This is a genomic window from Pseudoalteromonas sp. P1-13-1a (assembly GCF_001401875.1).
Lineage (GTDB): Bacteria > Pseudomonadota > Gammaproteobacteria > Enterobacterales > Alteromonadaceae > Pseudoalteromonas.
Map to the genome: position 1 here is coordinate 1 of NZ_LKDV01000114.1, position 286 is coordinate 286.

The 286-nt window shown below is 62.6% G+C and carries 1 pseudogene; it reads right to left on the minus strand.

Features of this window, described 5'->3' with window-relative positions:
• Positions 1–286, minus strand: a pseudogene (locus AN391_RS20490) (F0F1 ATP synthase subunit beta); the annotation flags it as partial.

A 286-nucleotide genomic window follows, 5' to 3' on the forward strand; every position in this document is an offset into this window, starting at 1 on the left:
CCAGCAGTGCCGACACTTCGGTACCGGCCAGGGTGTAGCGGTAGATGTTGTCGACGAACAGCAGGACGTCCTTACCCTTGCCGTTTTCGTCCTTCTCGTCGCGGAAGTACTCGGCCATGGTCAGGCCGGTCAGGGCGACGCGCAGACGGTTGCCCGGCGGCTCGTTCATCTGGCCGTACACCATCGCCACCTTGTCGAGGACGTTGGAGTCCTTCATTTCGTGGTAGAAGTCGTTGCCCTCACGGGTACGCTCACCCACGCCGGCGAACACGGACAGACCGCTGTG